This is a genomic window from Pseudanabaena sp. CCNP1317, from assembly GCF_034931345.1.
GTDB classification, from domain to species: Bacteria; Cyanobacteriota; Cyanobacteriia; order Pseudanabaenales; family Pseudanabaenaceae; genus Pseudanabaena; species Pseudanabaena galeata.
The window spans coordinates 43,736-61,481 of the sequence record NZ_JAYGIF010000004.1 but is presented as its reverse complement, the minus strand read 5'-3'; the positions used below and the strand labels follow the sequence as shown (position 1 = coordinate 61,481).

At 44.1% G+C, this 17,746-nt stretch carries 15 protein-coding genes; 10 read left to right on the top strand and 5 right to left on the bottom strand.

What is annotated here, in order from left to right; genetic code table 11:
- Positions 1-123: 123 nt before the first annotated feature.
- From VB775_RS02610 to VB775_RS02595, 4 genes are all read left to right on the top strand, one after another.
- Positions 124-1,701 carry a bifunctional pantoate--beta-alanine ligase/(d)CMP kinase gene (locus VB775_RS02610; RefSeq protein ID WP_281006971.1) on the top strand — a complete coding sequence of 526 codons (1,578 nt, stop codon included), beginning with the start codon at positions 124-126 and terminating at the stop codon, positions 1,699-1,701.
- Positions 1,698-2,315: an LptA/OstA family protein gene (locus VB775_RS02605; protein ID WP_281006970.1), complete on the top strand. Its 618-nt coding sequence runs from the start codon at positions 1,698-1,700 to the stop codon at positions 2,313-2,315. The genes VB775_RS02610 and VB775_RS02605 overlap by 4 nt, the downstream gene beginning before the upstream one ends.
- 152 nt (positions 2,316-2,467) lie before the next feature.
- Positions 2,468-3,196 (top strand): LPS export ABC transporter ATP-binding protein, encoded by a 729-nt coding sequence (gene lptB, locus VB775_RS02600; RefSeq protein ID WP_281006969.1) that lies wholly within the window; start codon positions 2,468-2,470, stop codon positions 3,194-3,196.
- A 68-nt stretch (positions 3,197-3,264) separates the two neighbouring features.
- Positions 3,265-4,452 (top strand): LptF/LptG family permease, encoded by a 1,188-nt coding sequence (locus VB775_RS02595; RefSeq protein WP_281006968.1) that lies wholly within the window; start codon positions 3,265-3,267, stop codon positions 4,450-4,452.
- 27 nt (positions 4,453-4,479) lie between these two features.
- Here the strand turns inward: VB775_RS02595 and VB775_RS02590 are convergent, their stop codons facing one another.
- Both VB775_RS02590 and VB775_RS02585 read right to left on the bottom strand, forming a co-directional pair.
- Complete coding sequence (locus tag VB775_RS02590) at positions 4,480-5,058, bottom strand: Uma2 family endonuclease (RefSeq protein ID WP_281006967.1); 579 nt, start codon at positions 5,056-5,058, stop codon at positions 4,480-4,482.
- An 87-nt stretch (positions 5,059-5,145) separates the two neighbouring features.
- Positions 5,146-5,787 carry a hypothetical protein gene (locus VB775_RS02585; protein WP_281006966.1) on the bottom strand — a complete coding sequence of 214 codons (642 nt, stop codon included), beginning with the start codon at positions 5,785-5,787 and terminating at the stop codon, positions 5,146-5,148.
- 464 nt (positions 5,788-6,251) lie between these two features.
- On the opposite strand from VB775_RS02585, the gene VB775_RS02580 reads away from it, so the two are divergent.
- The 4 genes from VB775_RS02580 (at position 6,252) to VB775_RS02565 (ending at position 11,373) form a co-directional block, all read left to right on the top strand.
- Positions 6,252-8,333, top strand: coding sequence for a GAF domain-containing protein (locus VB775_RS02580; protein ID WP_281006965.1), 2,082 nt, complete (start codon positions 6,252-6,254; stop codon positions 8,331-8,333).
- 49 nt (positions 8,334-8,382) lie between these two features.
- Positions 8,383-10,038 carry a protein kinase domain-containing protein gene (locus VB775_RS02575; RefSeq protein ID WP_281006964.1) on the top strand — a complete coding sequence of 552 codons (1,656 nt, stop codon included), beginning with the start codon at positions 8,383-8,385 and terminating at the stop codon, positions 10,036-10,038.
- A 342-nt stretch (positions 10,039-10,380) separates the two neighbouring features.
- Positions 10,381-10,809, top strand: a complete 429-nt coding sequence (locus tag VB775_RS02570; RefSeq protein ID WP_281006963.1) for a hypothetical protein — start codon at positions 10,381-10,383, stop codon at positions 10,807-10,809.
- 117 nt (positions 10,810-10,926) lie between these two features.
- Positions 10,927-11,373 carry a Spy/CpxP family protein refolding chaperone gene (locus tag VB775_RS02565; protein ID WP_281006962.1) on the top strand — a complete coding sequence of 149 codons (447 nt, stop codon included), beginning with the start codon at positions 10,927-10,929 and terminating at the stop codon, positions 11,371-11,373.
- Positions 11,374-11,686: 313 nt separating this feature from the next.
- Here the strand turns inward: VB775_RS02565 and radC are convergent, their stop codons facing one another.
- Positions 11,687-12,421, bottom strand: a complete 735-nt coding sequence (gene radC / locus VB775_RS02560) for a RadC family protein (RefSeq protein WP_281006961.1) — start codon at positions 12,419-12,421, stop codon at positions 11,687-11,689.
- A 242-nt stretch (positions 12,422-12,663) separates the two neighbouring features.
- On the bottom strand, positions 12,664-15,405 hold the full coding sequence (locus tag VB775_RS02555) for a valine--tRNA ligase (RefSeq protein ID WP_281006960.1): 2,742 nt from the start codon (positions 15,403-15,405) through the stop codon (positions 12,664-12,666).
- A gap of 333 nt (positions 15,406-15,738) precedes the next feature.
- Here VB775_RS02555 and VB775_RS02550 point away from each other — a divergent pair, with 333 nt between their 5' ends.
- Both VB775_RS02550 and VB775_RS02545 read left to right on the top strand, forming a co-directional pair.
- Positions 15,739-16,191 carry a DUF29 domain-containing protein gene (locus VB775_RS02550; protein WP_281006959.1) on the top strand — a complete coding sequence of 151 codons (453 nt, stop codon included), beginning with the start codon at positions 15,739-15,741 and terminating at the stop codon, positions 16,189-16,191.
- Positions 16,192-16,503: 312 nt separating this feature from the next.
- On the top strand, positions 16,504-17,061 hold the full coding sequence (locus VB775_RS02545; RefSeq protein ID WP_281006958.1) for a pentapeptide repeat-containing protein: 558 nt from the start codon (positions 16,504-16,506) through the stop codon (positions 17,059-17,061).
- Positions 17,062-17,095: 34 nt separating this feature from the next.
- On the opposite strand, the gene VB775_RS02540 is transcribed toward VB775_RS02545, so the two are convergent.
- A complete protein-coding gene (locus VB775_RS02540; protein ID WP_281006957.1) occupies positions 17,096-17,668 on the bottom strand; it encodes a hypothetical protein in 573 nt (190 codons plus the stop codon).
- Positions 17,669-17,746 lie beyond the last annotated feature (78 nt).

Below are 17,746 nucleotides of genomic sequence, written 5' to 3'. Positions count from 1 at the left end.
CACGTCAAATAAAAAAAGAAGGTGCTTTGCACTCTCTTTTTGGATGATCCGTTATAAAAAGCATAGTCATCTTCTACCTGAGACAGCTATGCTTTTTATAGTGATTTCGTTGAGGTTGTTTACTTGACACAGCTATTTACTACGATCGCTGCTCTGCGTAATTACTTAAATGACCAAAAATTTAACCAGTCATTAGGGCAAGTATCCATAGGGCTTGTGCCAACTATGGGGGCTTTGCACATTGGACATTTGAGCCTAATTGATCGGGCTAGAACTGAAAATGCTTGCGTAGTTGTGAGCATTTTTATCAATCCTTTGCAATTTGGGGCAGGGGAAGATTTTGTTAAATATCCGCGTACTCTAGAACTTGATCACCAGCTTTGCGAGAATGCAGGCGTTGATGCAATTTTTGCACCTGATCCGCAAGAGATGGGGCTAAATGCCATAAACAAACTCACCCAAGTCATCCCTCCCCCAGAAATGACTAATATTTTGTGTGGGCGATCGCGGGTTAGTCATTTTCAAGGTGTAGCCACAATCGTGACCAAGCTATTGAATGTCGTACAGCCTGATCGGGCCTACTTTGGTTGCAAAGATGGGCAGCAACTAGCGATTATTCGGAACTTAGTGGTTGATTTAAACTTGCCTGTGGAAATTATTGGCTGTCCGACGGTGCGAGAACCAAGCGGCTTAGCCTACAGTTCCCGTAATCAATACTTATCTGGCAAAGATCGGGTTTTAGCAGCCCATATTTATCAAAGTCTACTACAAGCTCAGCAGCAATTCTTCCTGTGCTATGAACTTTGTTATCCTGCCCAAATTATCGAAGCAGCGCAAAATTATTTGGCGAAGCTCCCTGAAATTAATCTAGAGTATATTGAGTTAGTCGAGGCCAAGACCTTGCAACCATGTACTCAAATTACTTCTAAATCAGAGTTAATGCTGGCGATCGCGGCTCGAATTGGAAATACACGTTTGATTGATAATATTTTGCTGAGTCATACTATCACCCCTAGAAAACCGATCATTGCGATCGATGGTCCCGCAGGTGCGGGCAAGTCCACTGTTACCAAACAGGTAGCCAATAAATTAGGTTTATTGTTTTTAGATACTGGCGCTATGTATCGTGGTGTCACCCTTGCTGTATTACGCGAAGGTATTGATTTACGCGAGCAAAACAAAGTCAAAGAGATCGCCGCCAATTCAAAAATCCAATTATTTGCCAACCCGATCGCAGGTAAGCCGATGCAAGTTTTGCTTAATGGCGAAGATATCACCTCGGAGATCCGAACCCCTGAAGTCACTGCAAACGTATCGGCGATCGCCGCCCAAACCGCCGTGCGTGAAATTTTGGTCAAACAACAGCAACTGATCGGTCAGACAGGGGGAGTTGTGATGGAAGGGAGAGACATTGGAACCCATGTATTCCCTGATGCAGAAGTTAAAGTCTTTTTGACTGCTTCAGCAGAAGAGAGAGCCAAACGTCGCCAAGCCGATCTGATCGCTCAAGGTCAGGTTGCCCCCGACCTCGCTACCCTTAAGCATGAAATCCAAGAACGCGATCGCAAAGACTCCACCCGCGACTATGCACCACTAACTCAGGCGGTCGATGCAACTTTAGTTAATACAGATGGTCTAACTATAGAAGAAGTGGTCGCAGCCATTGTAAATTTGTATGAACAAAAGGTACAAAACCTATGACACCACTAAGCAGATTTCAAGGAAAAGGGAAAAAGGAAAAAGGAAAAAATCAGCACCAATCCCCAATCCCCAATTACCAATCCCCAATTACTAAATTGTTTTTAATTGCAATTCCAGTTTTGGCGATCGCCTTAAGCTCTCTACCATCAACCCAAGCCCAAACTAACACCGCTCTGACAATCCGAGCTGATGTCCAAGAGGCTAACTCGATCACAGGTGTAGTTACCGCAACTGGCAATGTCAGAATGACTTATCCTGCCCGACAGATTGATGCGATCGCTGAGCAAGCACAGTATTTTTCTAAGGAGCAGCGTGTAGTTTTAACAGGCAATGTGATTGTTACCCAAGAAGGTGTCAATAGCATCAAAGCCCAAACAGTCACCTATCTCGTCAGTGAAGGTAAATTTGTCGCGTCACCTCCTGCTAATCAACAGGTCGAAACTATTTATGTAGTTCCAGATCGTGATGTTGCTAGTACGCCTGCAACTTCAGCAACACCTGTCACGCAAATCAAACCAGCCTTTAAAAAACAGCAGGTCAGTCCCCCCACCTCAATAATTCCTCCTGATAAGTTACAACCAAAACCACAAGAAATTATTCCTGATGATAAGTAAGTACCTGTGCATAATTAGTTACAAACCCAAACCCGTAAAGTTGCGCCCCTGCGGGGCGCAACTTTACGGGTTTGGGTAATTTATTCTACACAGGTACTTAGGATCAATTACGAATTATTAATTATTAATTACCACCAACTATCAACTAAGTAATGCAAATCTCCCTTGATAACGTTAGTAAAAACTACAGTGGTCGGCAGGTGGTTCAGCAAGTGAGCCTCACCGTTAAGCAGGGGGAAATTGTTGGACTGCTGGGGCCAAATGGTGCGGGCAAAACTACGTCGTTTTACATGGCAACGGGGCTAATTCAGCCCGACAGTGGCAGTGTCTGGCTCGATCAACAAGACATTACCCGTTTACCAATTCATAAACGGGCGCGAATGGGCATGGCGTATCTAGCCCAAGAAGCTACCATCTTTAGGCAATTATCGGTACGGGATAATTTGCTATTGGTGATGCAGCAAACCAACGTACCCAAGAAATTACAGATTCATCGACTGCGTACTTTGTTAGAAGAGTTTCGTCTGACCAAAATTGCTGATACGATGGGAATTCAAGTGTCGGGGGGAGAGCGTCGGCGTACTGAAATTGCTAGAGCGTTGGCGGTTGGGCAAGAAGGACCCAAGTTTATCTTGCTAGATGAACCCTTTGCGGGGATCGATCCCATCGCTGTTAGTGAAATTCAGGCCATCATCAGCAACCTACGCGATCGCAATATGGGCGTGTTAATTACGGATCATAATGTTCGCGAGACTTTAACAATTACCGATCGCGCTTATATCATGCGTGAAGGGGAAGTTTTTGCTGACGGCTCTAGTCGAGAATTAGCGGACGATCCTGATGTCCGCAAATATTATCTCGGCGAAAAGTTTCATTTTTAATTATTTTTGCAACACCTACGGTGTTGCAAAAATAATTAACCCAAAAACCTGTAATCTCGATAAAGGAAATGGCAACCTTACAAACGACTCAACCAAGGAAAAAAGTTACAAACGTGTCGCTAGGATGGCTACCGAGATTGTCGATCATGGATCGCTATTTATTCACGCAGATGCTAACCCCATTCTTGTTTGGGGTGGGTGCATTTTCCTCAGTGATTTTAGCGATCGGCTCTCTATTTGAACTGATTCGCCTAATTACTGATGCGGGATTAAGCGTATTAACAGCGTTTCAGATTTTTGGTTACCAAATCCCCGGCTTCATGGTGTACTCATTCCCGATGTCGATGTTGTTAGCAACATTGCTTTCCTATAGCCGCATGTCGGGAGATGGTGAGACAACGGCTTTACGCAGTTGTGGGGTAAGTGCTTACCGTTTAGTTTTACCTGCGTTGGTGTTAAGCCTATTTGTCACAGGGCTGACCTATGTATTTAATGAGGCGATCGTTCCTGCGGCAAACTGGCAATCACGCAGTACACTACGAGCGGCTCTAAATCAAGAGAATGTGCAGTTTAAAAGCCAAGATATTTTTTATCAGCAATATGGAGAAGTGCCACAGGAAGATGGCACATCGAAGCAAGGATTAGTGCGGAGTTTTTATGCCCGCAGCTTTGATGGTAAAGAGATGCGTGGCTTAACGGTTTTAGATTTTTCGCAAGGACAACTTCAGCAAATTCTTGCTGCCGAGTCTGCGGTTTGGATTCCTGAGCAAAATGTTTGGAGATTTAGCAAAGGTACAACCTATTTGGTGGGGCCAGATGGCAATTACCGCAGTATCCTCCGCTTTGAAGATCAAAATCTGCAACTGCCTCGCGCTCCCCTTGACGTAGCGCAAGAGCAGCGTAGTGCTGAAGAAATGAATATTGCTGATATTCGCCGTAATATCGATTTGCTCAAGCAATCTGGCAATACTAAAGAAATCCGTAAGCTAGAAGTCAGACTTGAGCAGAAATATGCTCTGCCGTTTATCTGTGTGGTCTTTGCGATCGTTGGTGCATCGCTAGGAATGCGTCCTCAGCGCACTGGTGCGGCGATCGGTTTTGGCTTGAGCGTGTTAATTATTTTTGGCTATTATCTCTTGCTATTTATCTGTGGCGCTCTCGGTCAGGTGGAATTTCTCTCACCGATCGCTGCTGCATGGATGCCTAATTTAATTGGGATCACGGCTGGCATGATTATTCTCACTCGTGTTACCTAAGAATAAAGGGGGCGCAAAGCGCCCCCTTTATTCTGTTTTTTGCTCAAATTGAATTTGTTGATATAGATCGCTAACGGCTATTTCAACGTTTACGGATTTGAGAAATAGGCGATCGTCCAAACCATATTCAAAAAGCACCCATTGCCCTTGCTCATTACGCTGAAATACTTCCACCATTGGTTGCTCGACTTGCACTAATACATATTCTTGCAAAGTCTCAAACTGGCGGTATTGCGAAAACTTGAATCCACGATCATAGGCTTCGGTTGATGGTGAGAGGACTTCGATAATCAAACAAGGAAAAGCAATTACTAGAGCATCATTGCGATCGCGTTCATCACAGGTAACCACCACGTCTGGATAAAAATATTTGCGTTTGGGTCTTACCTGTACTTTGACATCAGCGATATAGACTTCGCAGGGACGATCGGTGAGGGCGTTATCTAATGTTTTAAGAAAATTAACTGAAACTCGATTGTGGTCACGAGTGCCGCCCGCCATGGCGATCACTTCACCATCACAAAACTCATGGCGCATTTCTTGGGTTGATTCCCAAGCGATATATTCTTCGTAGGTCATCAATAAGCGATCGGGTAAAGCAACCATAATTTCCAGCAGTAGGTAGTTGTTATAGATTTAATTTTAACTTCACCGAAAACGCAAAAAGGCAACGCTTCGCGTTGCCTTTTTGCATTATTTCTTTTTGGTAGATTTGCTCACAGGAACTTCAACGATCGCATCCTCAATTTCAGTTACAGTTTCTTCCTCATCAGCATCAGCGTCCACTGCAACAGGTTCGGGATCAGCGGTAATGTCCCCAGAAGTCTCTACAGCTACACTTTCTATAGGAGCTTTAACTTCTGCATTAGGGGACTTAAGGGCTTCATCAAGGACTTGACGTGCATTCTCGGCTTGCGATCGCGCATCCAGAAATTTCATATTAAGCTGAGCAAAGCTTTTGAGGGTTTTAAAACCTTCCTTAAGACTATTGATTTGATCCTCAGTGACAATCTCATCGCTAAATAAAATATCAATTTGCGATCGCACTTGCATCGCATCAGATCGCAGTTCTTGGACTTTGATTTTGAGGGTGGCAAGATTGTTTAAGACTTGCACCGCTTGAGTTATGGGATCTTCACGATCTTCAGACATGGAAAGTTCTCTCACTTCGATAAATTGGTCGGGACTAAAGCCATCAGCAAGATCGGTATCAAGTTTGCCTGAGTCCATGAGTTCCATTAGTTCTGCCATCGCCTTCTCACGAGCTTTTGGCGAATCTTTGCCTGCAACGGTTAAGACAACTTCGGGACTCTGGGCAAGGGTATAGCGTGCCATATTTTTTAACTTACATTAGTTTGCAAATAAATAATTGGTAAACCTAGGCAAATCAAGGCTTTCCCAAACTATAGCTGTCGCCAGTCTTATTAGGACATAAAACCCAAATAGTGTGATGCGGTGCGAAGCACCGCATCACACTATTTGGGTTTTGATTTGTCCTGATACAGGTGGCTATAGCTATATTTGTTGTTTTTAATTGTTTAATTACGATCTTAACTTGTTTTTAGCAAGAGAGTTCGCATAGCGAACTCTCTTGCTAAAAACAAAAGTTATGCCCAAAGTTACGCTTTGTGTCTCATGCGATCGCCAAATCAAGTCCGCTAAGATTCATTGTCTAGATAGAATTACATCAAAACACAAAACGGCTACGCAGTTTTGTGTTTTAAAACCCGTAAGGGTTTTAATTTTTAATTCCTATCTGAGTAACGCTAGAACATATTCGGGGATAGTCGTTCTTACCCATGGATTCTACCCTCTTAGATCAAATCCGCCACCTATGCCGCGATCGCGCCGCCTATGAACACCTCAAAGCCATCTTGGTGCAGCAGGAGCGCGTCCATCAACTTAGCTGGGAAGAGCGTTATGAAAAGCTGATCTCAGCACAGTCTACCGATGCTCCAGCCTCGGATATTTTTAGAAATATCATTGCTAGGGAAAAGGCGCTTGCCCAACTTGCGGATGCCATACAGCGATCGCCATCCTTAGAACTAGTTTTACAAATTGCCGCCCAAGTCGCTCAAAAACTATTGCAGGTGGATCGGGTCGCGATTTTTCACTGTCACCCTGATGGACGGGGTGAATTTGTGACTGATGCGATCGCCACAGGGCAAACCTCTTTGGCTGATATGCCCGAAAGACAGCTTTCATTGGCTCGTCACATGATCGAGTCCACTAATACAGAAAATTCTGCTCAAACCATTGATAGCATTCGTACTTCTAGCTTGTCGTCTCATATCGTGACGCTACTCGAACAGATCGGGATTTCATTCTATGCCGCAAATAAGATCTATGCAGGTCAGGAAGTCTGGGGAACTCTGGTGGCTTTTCATGGTAGCGCTTATCACAGTTGGTCAGATAGCGATCGTACTTCTCTGTCATTAATTGCGGCTCAAATTGGAATTGCCATTTCCTTAACTAATTTGCGTCAACAGTCTCAAGAGCTAACCGATGATTTACAAGTTTTACAGGTTGAATTAGACAATTTACAGCAAACAGTTGCAGCAATAGCGGAGAGTACGACTCAAAATGCTCAGAATGATCATTCTATAGACAACAATTTAGAACCTGATAATTTAGAACTAAAGATCAGGCTAGCCAATCAGAATTTAGGTGATCAAATAGAAGATCAAAGAAATGAACTAGAAGAAAGTGAGCTAGAAGAAAATAAATCAGAAGAAATAGATGATAATCCAGAAGAGAATACAGATTTTGAATACGAACTAATTTCTCAAAACGGTTTACCACCACTCTTTTTAGCGCCAGACTCTAATGCCGATCTATCCGAGGTTGAAGATGAGGATGATGCACCAGTTCCACCAATGATCGCTTCTAATCAAGATGATATCTCTGCTGATATTACACCATTGGAACCGTTAATTGAGTTCGAGAAAGATGATGACATTACCCCATTTGAACCACTGATTGATTTTGAGAAGGTTGTTATTCCTGAGAATATTACACCAGTTGAACCAGCAATCAAGTTTGAGAAAGCTGATATCTCCTATGTAATTGTGCCTGATAATCTTAAAGTGATTTCAGTCAACGAATCAGAATCCGAAGAAGTTGAATCTACAGAAACGGAATTAGAGGAAACTTCGGTTGTGACGGATAACGTTCTGGTAGAAACAAGTCAGTTAGCAGTAAGTGAACCAGAAATCACTACACCTGAGCCAAGCGCTCTAGAAAATGCTGAAACTGAAATTGCAGATTCCCAACTATCTCGGTCAGAAAACCTTGAATCTGAAAATCTAGAGCGAGAAAATCTAGAATCAGAAGTGATCGCACCAGAAACAGCCGAATTTGATACGATGGAAACTGTGGAGTCAATCACGTCTCAATTAACAGAACCAGAAACAGAAACAGTTGAACTACAGCCTATTCAACCAGAAGAGCAACAGGAAACTCAACAGATTGATGTAGATATAACTTTAGGATTTGATAGGGATCATGATGATGATGAACCTGCAATCGAGCCACAGTTTATGGAAACGATTTTAGAGATCGCGGGTAATGACCTTAAAGCAAAAGATTTCTTAATGAATGTGATTGACTCTTATTTAGAAGATACACCTCGACTCATCCAAGCGATCGACAAGGCTCTTGCCGTGAATGATCAACCCCGACTATTACAAACTTTGAATACCTTGCGCTCAAGTAGTGACTACATCGGTGCATTGACGCTTTCACATCAATGTCGTCAACTCGAATCAGCAGTAAGGGCAAATTATGTAGTGCTGATTTATGCTTGCTTATCACGGGTAGCGATCGAGGCTCAGAGAGCAACTGATGCATTACGCATAGCGCGATCGCACTATAAGTTATAAAGTAGAGGAGCAAGTCACGCCCCTTCTACTTTAATTGGTTTACCTGCACATGATTGGCAAAGTGATTAGTGGCAGATATCAAATCATCCAAAGCCTTGGAGGTGGAGGATTTGGGCAGACCTTTTTAGCAGAAGATTTGCAGTTGCCAGACCATCATAAATGTGTAGTCAAACGACTACAACCGACCTCTAACGAAAATTTTATATGGGAAATTGCTAGTCGCTTATTTGAGACTGAAGCAAGAGTTTTACATAAACTTGGTAGTCACGATCGCATTCCGCGTTTGCTAGCTCATTTTGCAGAGGCGCATGAGTTTTATTTGGTGCAAGAGTTGGTCGAAGGCTATGACCTCAGCAATGAAATTACTTCGATTGAGCGATCTGCTGATGGCTATCCAGTGGGGCGAATGAATGAAGCACAGGCGATCGCCTTTTTAATTGATGTACTGGAGATTCTCACATTTGTCCATCAGCAGGGGGCAATCCATCGCGATATTAAGCCCGCTAACCTCATGCGTCGGCGCACCGATGGCAGGTTAGTTTTAATTGATTTTGGTGCGGTTAAGCAAGTGGGAACGGCGATCGCTGCCTCGGCGGTTGGCTCTACGGTTGCCATCGGCACAGATGGTTATATGCCCAATGAGCAGGCGATCGGTAAGCCTAGACCCTGTAGTGATCTTTATGCAGTTGGGGCGATCGCCATCCAAGGACTGACGGGAGTTGCCCCAAATTTATTATCTGAAGATTTAGAAACGGGCGAATTAGCTTGGCGACATTCTCCTGACCATGCGGCTTTAAAATATCGCGCTCAGGTCAGTGATGAATTAGCGAGGATCATCGATAAATTAGTTAAATATGACTTTCGCGATCGCTATCAGTCTGCCGAAGCTGTATTGATCGATGTACAAAAATTAAAAATACCGATCGCCCCAACGCTTTTATCTACGACTGTGCAGACTAATTTTCCAGAATTAACATCGGCTTTTAACCCAAATGATGATGTTGCTACAAAATTTTCGCCCATAGCTTCGCCTAGCGATCGCCTGCAATTTGCTTATAAAAATCGCTTAGTGGTCATCGCCTTAGGAATTGTATCGGCAATTAGCGTTATGGGTGCAGTGGTGTTTCTCCGCCCATCACCTTCGCTCAAAAACGATGTAAAGATTACCGCCGCCTCCCCTAGTCCCACACCCACATATTTATTTCTGTCAGAACGGGCGATCAGCGATCAAGATTTGGTAGGTAAAAGTGTTCCTGAGATAGATATCATGCGAAATGAAGTATTTGCCCGTTATGGTCGCCGTTTTCAAGATCCTGAATTGCAGTCATATTTCAGCAGCCAGCCTTGGTATAAACCCCTCTATGCACCTGATCAGTTTCCTGAAGAGCTACTAACACCCATAGAAATGCAAAATGTTACCTATATTCGAGAGTTCCAAAGTCGTACAACCCCCCAATATAGCTCCTCTCAAAATGCTGTCAACAATTTGCAAAATCCTCAATGTGACTACACTAGACGTTTAGTCTCCGATCCTCAGCCACCGATCAATGTGCGTCAGGGTGCGGGAGTGGATTTTGCGATCGTGGGCAAGCTAGACAATGGCACACAAATTACTGTGCAGAGCGAAAAGCAAGGTTGGTTCCAAATTTCTGCCCCGATCGCTGGTTGGGTTGCCGCTAATCGAACCAAACCCATATGTTTATAAAAAATGAGATGCGGCGCATCTCATTTTTTATAGATCGCAACAATCACTGTAAAATTCACTTATGGTAGTGCAACGCCCTGCTAAATTGCTAAGCACAAGTAACCTTAAACTCGAAAATCTTGCCCTGCCTGTGCAGTGGGCGGGCGAGATCTGGCTTTGGGTTTTAGAAACTGTCTAGATCCCCCCAGCCCCCCTTATAAAGGGGGGAGAATTAAATTCTTCCCCCTTTATAAGGGGGATTGAGGGGGATCTCTTAGAAGCTTTGACCGTAGAAAGTAATTCTTAAACAGTTTCTTAATTATGATTAGCTACTTATAAAATTCCACTTATTAGATTGATGCTGTGACAGAAATTTCTGATTGGAGCGATGTAGAAGCTCAACTCAAAGAAACTAGAGAACTCTTAGAAGAAATCGAACAGCGTTTTCTACAGGTTCATCGTGACTCGATTAGACAGCAGGAACTGCTAACCCAACAAGAAGGAATCAGAGCACAAATTCAAGATACTTCAGGCGATCGCCCTGAGCATAATAGCAACTCAAAAATTCGCCGTAAGCCTAGTTCTCTCAATGGGCGAGCAACTCCTCCCCCTCATAAAGAAGAGCTAGTCAAACAATTACAAGAAGTAGGCGAGCAACTTGAACAAATCGAAGCCAATCTCGAAAGCCGTCTACTTTCTTGGAGTAGTCTGCGTGAACCATTCTGGCAGATCGTTCGTTTTGTGGGGATTGGCATAATTATTGGCGTAATTTTGAGAGGTTGTGCTAGTTAAAAAATTAAATTTGGGCGCAGCCCAAATTTAATTTTTTAACTTTTGAACCTTTTGATCGTGGTGCTTGTCAAAACCCTCGTACAGATAATTAAGCCTTCTCACAAAGGGGAAAATCAAATGTTTCGTAATATCAAAAGCTTGTTGGCGATCGCTTGTGTCACCGTAGCCGTTGGAGCCGTGGCAATTCCAAATCTCGTTGCTGCACAAAATACCACTCAAAATAGCTCCGAAAAACGCAAGCCCCGTCAAGGCGAAGGCTGGAAACAGTTGAACTTGACTGAAGCCCAAAAGGCTCAAATGAAGTCTATTCGTGAAAGTGCCAAAGCTCGTCACCAAAGTGTTTTGACTGCTGAACAACGCGCAATTATGGAACAAGCTCGTCAATCTGGCGATCGCAAGGGAGTACGGAATTCTCTCAATTTGACTGATGCTCAAAAGCAACAGATGAAGGTGATCGCTGAAGATACCAAGACTCAAATGAAGAACGTTTTGACTCCTGCTCAGCAACAACAACTGGAGCAAATGAAACAACAACGTCAAGCCCGTCGCGGCATGATGCGTTAAGGTATGAAATAAAAGTGGCGGCGCGAAGCGCCGCCACTTTTACTGGATTTAGTTTTTAATTCACAAAAGTGTTGTCACACTTTCGTGAATTGGTATTAAACAGAACGTGAGTTCGATATTGCCATTTGCGGCGTGCTTCGCACGCCGCAAATGGCAATATCGAACTGGCGTTAAGTTAGAAAGAGGGCTTGGAGACCAAGCCCCTACATTTACACATATGTAGGGGCTTGGTCTCCAAGCCCCAATCTCAGCGTTCCACTTTTGTCGAACTGACGTTAAACAGAATAAAAAAGGAGCGCGAAGCGCTCCTTTTTTATTCTGTTTGCGGAACTTCTTGCCATAATGTCGAAACTTCGCGAATGCTCGAAAAGGTTCCATTTCCTAAAATCAAATGATCTAAGAGCGGAATACTGAGCATTCTTGCCGCTTCAAGCAACTGACGAGTGAGTGTAATATCTTCGGGGCTAGGGCTGGTATTGCCAGAAGGATGATTATGCGCGACGATCAAACGCACTGCACCACTTTTGAGAACTTCACGGAAAATATCACGGGGATGGGCGAGGGTTTCTGTGGCTGTGCCGATGGTGATAATGCGTTGGGCAATAATCCGATTTTTGTTGTCGAGCATCACTACGGCGAGACGTTCTTGCGGTTGCCACATTAGGTCTTGACTGAGGGCGGCGGCGGCTACCGATGGATCGGTGACTTCGGTCAAATCTGGGGGCTTAGCATAGAGCGCTCTCTTACCTAGCTCGATCGCCGCTAAGATGGCGGTTGCTTTGGCTGGCCCCACACCTTCAATTTGCATGAGTTCTTGTGGTGAGACAGTTTGCAGAGCCGCCACTGGATCACTGGTGCGATCTTTGCCAATGGTTTGCAAGATTAGCTGTCCTAATCCGACGGCCGAAAGTTTGCCTGCCCCTTGCCCTGTCCCTAACAAAATTGCGATTAATTCTGCATTGGATAAACTGCGAACGCCTTGACTGAGAAGCCTTTCACGGGGGCGATCGCTCTCAGCCATATCAACAATTCGCAGAGAATAGGTCATTTAAATTCGTACCGAGTATTGCAAGAATATTTTCTGCATTTTATCGCGATTCCTAGGACTAGTCTAATAAAGAAGCACAAAATGGCTACGCTATTTTGTGCTTCTTTATTACTTAATGACGTTACGTGGAAGCTAATAGGGCTTGGAGACCAAGCCCTATTAGCAATATGGAGGGATTTGGTCTCAAAATCCTCTTTTAAGATGATATAGAAACAGTATGGCGATCTTTTTTCTACGTAACATCAGTTATAAGCTGGGGAGGAAGTACTATTCTTTTGCAACTGAGCTAGACGTGCTTTGAGAATCTCTTGCTGTTTCAAGGACTCTTCCAGTTCTGCGCGGGCGGTAGCAACCACGTCAGGGGGAGCCTTTTTGACATAGCCTTCATTGTTTAAACGACCTTGGCTAGAAGCGATCGCCCCTTCCAACTTCTTGAGACTGCGTTCTAGCTTGGCAACCAATTGAGCAATATCGACAACGCCGACTAGCGACACGATCGCCTGTACCGTGCCAACTACACCTGCGATCGCCTCTTCGGTCACCGATTCATCGACGGTTGACACAACTGCCAAATCTTCAACCCTTGCTAAATCGAGAATATAGCTTTGTCCTGCTTCTAGTAAGGTGCGTTCGCGATCGCTGTCGGATTGTAAAATCACTTTCACCTTCAGACTAGGCTTAATCTCAGCTTCAGCACGAAGATTGCGAATGGTGCGGATTGTGCCAATGATTAACTTGAATTGTTCTTCTAACTCTTCATTAATGTGGGTGGTGTCAACTTCGGGATAGGGTTGAATCGCGAGCACTGGGCGATCGCACGATGGCTCACTCGTGCCATAGGTGAGCAACTGCCAGATTTCCTCAGTGACATGGGGCATAAATGGATGCAGTAAGCGCAAAAGCCCATCGAGGACAAAGGCAAGGGTTTGCTGCACGGTGGCGCGAGAAGTAGGGTCGGCAGTTTCCTGTAAACGGGATTTAACTAGCTCAATGTACCAATCGCAGAAATCACCCCAGAAGAACTCATACAGGCTTTTGGTTGCTTCGCCCATGCTGTAGGCATCAAGTTGTTCACGCACTTGCAAAACCGTCTGGTAGTAACGCGACAAAATCCAGCGATCGGCAAGTTCTAAATTCTCAACTTGGAGCGTGGCGGAGCCACACTCCAAGTTGAGGTTCATCATCACAAATCGCGAAGCATTCCAAAGCTTATTGGCAAAGTTGCGGGCTGTCTCTACGGTTGTCGATTCGTCAGTTTTGCGATTGTAATCAAGGCGAATGTCTTGTCCTGCGCCTGTTACCTCCTTAACCAGCGAATAGCGCAACGCATCAGTTCCATATTTATTAATGAGAACTAATGGATCGATGCCATTATTCTTGGATTTAGACATCTTCTGATTATTTTCATCGCGCACCAATCCATGAATATAGACCGTGTGGAAAGGCATCTTGCCCGTAAAATAGCCTGCCATCATCGTCATCCGTGCGACCCAGAAGAAAATAATGTCAAACCCCGTAACTAGCACACTTGTCGGATAAAAAGTCTCCAAGTCCTGTGTCTGCTCTGGCCAGCCCAAAGTCGAGAATGGCCATAAACCTGATGAGAACCATGTATCAAGTACATCTGGATCACGTTCTAAAGTTATATCTTCACCAAATTTCACCTTCGCTTGGGTATATGCCTCAGCCTCGGTTCTCGCCACGAAAATTGTGCCATCGGGTGCATACCAAGCAGGAATCTGATGTCCCCACCATAGTTGACGGGAAATACACCAATCCTTAAGACGAATTAGCCAATCACGGTAAACCTTCCCCCAGCGATCGGGTACGAAGGTGGGCGAGTTTTGTTTGTCAAACTGTTCTAGTGCAAAGTCTGAAAGCGGCTTGATATTCACAAACCACTGAATTGAAAGCAATGGTTCGACAGGTACTTTGCCGCGCTCTGAATAGGGAACAGTATGGGTATAGTCTTCAATTTTTTCCAATAAGCCCAATTGTTCTAGCTTTGCTACGACGTTTTTACGCGCTACAAAGCGATCTTGTCCTTGGAACTCGCCGCCATTCTCATTGATCGAGCCATCTTTATTGAGAATATTGATCAGTGGAAGCTGATGACGTTTACCCATCTCAAAGTCATTAGGGTCATGGGCAGGCGTAATCTTAACGCAACCACTACCAAAGGCTTTATCGACATATTGATCGCCAATAATCGGAATCTCGCGATTCATGATTGGTAACATGATCGTCTTGCCAATTAGATGCTTGTAGCGATCGTCTTCAGGATTGACAGCCACAGCCGTATCACCCAACATCGTCTCTGGTCTGGTAGTCGCAACCACTAGATGTCCAGAGCGATCGGCTAATGGATAGCGAAAATGCCAAAGATGACCATTTACTTCTTTACTATCAACTTCCAGATCAGATACGGCGGATTGCGATTCGGGACACCAGTTAACTAGATATTCGCCTCGATAAATCAAACCAGCCTCGTAAAGTTTGACAAAAGCTTCGGTTACCGAATTTGATAAACCTTCATCCATCGTGAAGCGTTCACGAGTCCAGTCAGCGGATACACCTAAGCGCCGCAACTGCGAAACAATCGTACCGCCCGATTCCGCTTTCCATTTCCATGCTCTCTCTAAAAACTGCTCGCGTCCAATCTCTTGATTGGTTTTACCTTCAGCTTTAATCTGTTTATCGAGAATCGTCTGCACAGCAATGCTGGCATGATCTGTTCCCGGCAACCACAGGGCATTAAACCCACGCATCCGATGATAGCGAATCAGGATATCGATTAATACTTCTTGAAAAGCATGACCCATATGTAAGCTGCCCGTGACATTGGGCGGTGGAATCATGATGCAGTAGGATTCTTTTTCGCTTTCGCTGTCAGCTACAAATACGCCACTTTCCTCCCAATATTTTTGCCACTTGGCTTCAGATTCGAGAGGATTATATTGTTTGGGAAGCTCGGTCGTACTCATAGCGGGTTACTGAAAATTTAGACAAAAGTAATGAGGCAACTTACAGCACTTTGCGTTCAGACTCGAACCAAGAGATTTTTAGAAAGTGTTGCAAAGCAACACTTTCTAAAAATCTCTTGGTTCGTTTGCTCGGAAATTGCTGTAATTAAAGTTTATATTTAGCTTATATCTTATAGTGTTTTCCAGACCATAGGAAAGCCCCTGATGGTATTGCCTAAGACCTTAGTGATGCGGCGCTTCGCGCCGCATCACTTGTAGACTGGGAAGGGAGTAGCTCAATCTGTCTTAAGTCTATTCATGTAGAATTTATAACCAAAAATCAAATGAGGCAATATGACTCAAGCAATTGCACCATCATTATCTTTGTATGATCGCGATCTTGATCTATGGCTAGAGACGGCGATCGCCCAATTAAAGGCGGGTGACTTTCACAATCTTGATGTCGAAAATTTAATAGAGGAGTTAGAGGGCTTGTCAGGTAGTAATAAGCGTGAGATTGAGCATAGATTAGAGAGATTAATCGAGCATATTCTTAAACGATGCTATGTAAATATGCCTGAATGCTATAGAGGCTGGTTGCTGACAATATTTGATCAACGTAGAGATATTAATAAGCTGATTCGGCAATCTCCCAGCTTGAAAAGGCACTTCTTAAAAATGTTTGATGATTGCTTTGAAACTTCCTTAAAGCGGATCAGGATTGAATATCCTGACTACCAATTCCCAGATACATGGCAATTTGGTCGCGATATCGACACGATGCTTAATGTCGATTTTTGGGATTAATTTTGGGGTAGTGCTAAACAGGTAAGGATAGGCGGCGCTTCGCACCGCCTATCCTTACCTGTTTAAATCCTTTCCTTTTTAGGACTACCAATTTTTGGGAATAGCGATCGCATTGAGTAGAAACTCAGTTATTATCACGTTGTTATAAGCGGCTTTTATGATTTTGGCTTGAGATGAAAGCTTAAAGTAAGCTAAAATTTTAGCCCAGACCGAAATTTTCAAATAAATTTGCTAGTTGCTGGCGATCGCTATATTTTTATTGGCAGTAACTCAAGATAATTAAGCAATATCATTTTGTTAGGAGTAACCGCTTTGGAAGTCGCGCAACTGTTGGAACTATATAGACAGGGACAACGTAACTTTTCTAACATAGATCTCAGCAATGCCCAACTACGCAGTGTTGTTTTGATTGGTATTGATTTGCGTGGATCTACTTTGAACAAGGCTGATCTGAGTAGTGCTAATTTGATCGAGTCAAATTTGACAGGGGCAAACTTGATTGAGACAAACCTGAGAGGTGCTTTACTAAGGGGAGCAAATTTCTCGGATGCAGACTTAAGCTGGGCTAACTTAACTTGGTCAAACTCTTCAAATAGCAAATTTATTCGAGCTAATCTTAGTGTCACTAATTTTAGCGGTGCAAATTTGATAGAGGCTGATTTTACAGGCGCAATTATGAAGGGGTCTAATCTGCGGGGGACAAATTTGCGGGGTGCAATTTTCAAGAATTTGCGAACCTGTGCCGATACAGAGTTTACGGGTGTTCGGAACCTAGACGATCGCACTCGCCTGTATCTTTGTACGATCGCTAGCGGTACGCATCCATTCACCAAAAATGACAGTCGTCAAACTTTGGGTTGTCCAATTTAATTATGGGCGGCGCTTCGCGCCGCCCATAATTGTTTTATGGTTGCTCGGTAAGTTGGAGTAAGTAAGGAAACGAGGTGTTTTCTTCGTAGGAGCCAATCCATACTTCATAGGTTCCTTCTAGCCAGTCGCCGCCAATCTCTGGGTTGCGATCGCTAACATCATCGCTGCACCAACTGCCCCCAGGTCCACGTACTAGCAGGACTGTATCACCAGAACTTTTGACTTGTAGTTTTAGAGAGCGAAACGGTCTTGTTAAGGTGATTTTGTGATCGGGTTCTGCGTCAATAAAACCAATACAGTCACCTGTTTCAGTCACTTTGCGTCCAGATTTTTTTTGAGTCTCAACTCCACCACCACTAATCCCCCGTAGTTCGATCACTTTCGGCGTAAAGTTCGGGGCGATCGCGATGTCTTCAAACATTTTTACGAAACTAGCTTTTTTGCTTGAAGGAATTGCTGGTTTCTCTGGTCGTGAAATCTCGACTGATGTTGTTGCGTTTGGTGTTGCGCTTGGCTTGGGCTGCGATCGCACTACTGTAGCCACAGCTAACATCGTGGTGGTCATAGCTGCAAGGGTAATTAGCGATCGCGCGGCAAATTTTCTCATGACACAAATATCTTGGCTCTAAGACGTAGATTTTAGCTTGCTTCGTTAGTTTTCCATAACTTCTGCTCAAAGGAATCT